This window comes from Synechococcus sp. PCC 6716 (assembly GCF_022570815.1).
Taxonomy (GTDB): Bacteria; Cyanobacteriota; Cyanobacteriia; order Thermosynechococcales; family Thermosynechococcaceae; genus Thermosynechococcus; species Thermosynechococcus lividus.
The window spans coordinates 1-2,846 of the sequence record NZ_JAKLTU010000058.1; the positions used below are offsets into that span (position 1 = coordinate 1).

Annotated in this window: 1 protein-coding gene; it reads left to right on the top strand. The window is 51.8% G+C overall.

Annotation, left to right across the window (positions count from 1 at the left end):
- The coding region (locus L5220_RS14160) for a tetratricopeptide repeat protein (protein WP_499574291.1) at positions 1–2,846 on the top strand (2,846 nt) is incomplete at both ends.

Here is a 2,846-nt window from a genome sequence, read left to right on the forward strand (position 1 = left end):
AGGAATTGAACAGTATCAAAAAGCTCAATACGCTCAAGCACTGGAGTTATTTCAACGCAGCTTAGTGATTTTGGAGCAAGCCCTAGGCACCAACCAYCCAGATGTCGCCCAATCCCTGAACAACTTGGCGCTACTGTATCGAGAGCAAGGCCAATATAGTAAAGCCGAACCCCTATACCAGCGCAGTTTGGCAATTTTGCAGCARGCCCTAGGCACCAACCATCCAAAAGTGGCCACCACACTCAACAACTTGGCGTTGTCCTATGCAGCACAAGGGGAATATAACAAAGCCGAACCTCTATACCAGCGCAGTTTGGCAATTTTGCAACAGACCCTAGGGGCTAGCCACCCAAATGTGGCCGCTGTCCTCAACAACTTGGCAGGGTTGTATSAAGCACAAGGGGAATATAACAAAGCCGAACCTCTTTACCAGCGCAGTTTGGCGTTAAGGGAACGAGTTTTAGGTGCCAATCACCCAGATGTCGCCCAATCCCTGAACAACTTGGCGCTACTGTATCGAGAGCAAGGCCAATATAGTAAAGCCGAACCCCTATACCAGCGCAGTTTGGCAATTTTGCAACAGACCCTAGGGGCTAGCCACCCAAATGTGGCCGCTGTCCTCAACAACTTGGCAGGGTTGTATCAAGCACAAGGGSARTATGCCAAAGCCGAACCGCTATTGCAGCGAAGCTTGGCAATCAGGGAGCAAGCCTTGGGCACCAACCATCCAGAAGTGGCCACGACCCTCAATAACTTGGCGCTACTGTATGAAAAGCAAGGGCAATACGCCAAAGCCGAACCGCTTTACCAACGCAGCTTGGTGATTTTGGAGCAAGCCCTAGGCACTAACCATCCAGAAGTGGCCACGACCCTCAATAACTTGGCGCTACTGTATGAAAAGCAAGGGCAATACGCCAAAGCCGAACCGCTTTACCAACGCAGCTTGGTGATTTTGGAGCAAGCCCTAGGCACCAACCATCCAGAAGTGGCCACGACCCTCAATAACTTGGCGCTGCTGTATGAAGCACAAGGGGAATATAGCAAGGCCGAACCTTTACTACAGCGCAGCTTGGTGATTTTGGAGCAAGCCCTAGGCGCCAACCATCCAAAAGTGGCCGCTGTCCTCAACAACTTGGCAGGGTTGTATCAAGCACAAGGGGAATATAGCAAAGCCGAACCGCTATTGCAGCGCAGTTTGGCGATCAGGGAGCAAGCCTTGGGCACCAACCATCCAGAAGTGGCCACCACCCTCAACAACTTGGCACGGTTGTATCAAAAGCAAGGGCAGTATGCCAAAGCCGAACCGCTATTGCAGCGAAGCTTGGCAATCAGGGAGCAAGCCTTGGGCACCAACCATCCAGAAGTGGCCACGACCCTCAATAACTTGGCGCTGCTGTATGAAGCACAAGGGGAATATAGCAAGGTCGAACCTTTACTACAGCGCAGCTTGGTAATTTTGGAGCAAGCCCTAGGCACCAACCATCCAGAAGTGGCCACGACCCTCAACAACTTGGCAGGGTTGTATCAAGCACAAGGGGAATATAGCAAAGCCGAACCGCTATTGCAGCGCAGTTTGGCGATCAGGGAGCAAGCCCTAGGCACCAACCATCCAGAAGTGGCCACGACCCTCAACAACTTGGCGGTGCTGTATCAAACGCAAGGCCAGCATAGTGAGGCAGAATCTCTGTACTTGCGCAGTTTAGCGATAACGCAACAAGCCCTAGGTACCAATCATCCAAAAGTGGCCACYACCCTCARCAACTTGGCGCTGTTGTATGAAGCACAAGGGGAATATAGCAAGGTCGAACCTTTACTACAGCGCAGCTTGGTAATTTTGGAGCAAGCCCTAGGCACCAACCATCCAGAAGTGGCCACGACCCTCAATAACTTGGCGCTACTGTATGAAAAGCAAGGGCAATACGCCAAAGCCGAACCGCTTTACCAACGCAGCTTGGTGATTTTGGAGCAAGCCCTAGGCACCAACCATCCAAAAGTGGCCACTACCCTCAACAACTTGGCGCTGTTGTATGAAGCACAAGGGGAATATAGCAAGGTCGAACCTTTACTACAGCGCAGCTTGGTAATTTTGGAGCAAGCCCTAGGCACCAACCATCCAAAAGTGGCCACGACCCTCAATAACTTGGCGCTACTGTATGAAAAGCAAGGGCAATAYRSCAARGTCGAACCTTTACTACAGCGCAGCTTGGTAATTTTGGAGCAAGCCCTAGGCACCAACCATCCAGAAGTGGCCACGACCCTCAATAACTTGGCGGTGCTGTATGAAGCACAAGGGGAATATAGCAAGGCCGAACCTTTACTACAGCGCAGCTTGGTGATTTTGGAGCAAGCCCTAGGCACCAACCATCCAGAAGTGGCCACGACCCTCAACAACTTGGCGGTGCTGTATCAAACGCAAGGCCAGCATAGTGAGGCAGAATCTCTGTACTTGCGCAGTTTGGCGATCAGGGAGCAAGCCCTAGGCACCAACCATCCAGAAGTGGCCACGACCCTCAATAACTTGGCGCTGCTGTATGAAGCACAAGGGGAATATAACAAAGCCGAACCTCTTTACCAGCGCAGTTTGGCGTTAAGGGAACGAGTTTTAGGTGCCAATCACCCAGATGTCGCCCAATCCCTGAACAACTTGGCGCTGCTGTATGAAGCACAAGGGGAATATAGCAAGGCCGAACCTTTACTACAGCGCAGCTTGGTGATTTTGGAGCAAGCCCTAGGCGCCAACCATCCAGAAGTGGCCACCGCCCTGAGCAACTTGGCGCTGTTGTATTGGAGGCTCAACCAAATTGAGCCAGCCCTAACACGTCTGGTACAGGCATTGGACATTGAAG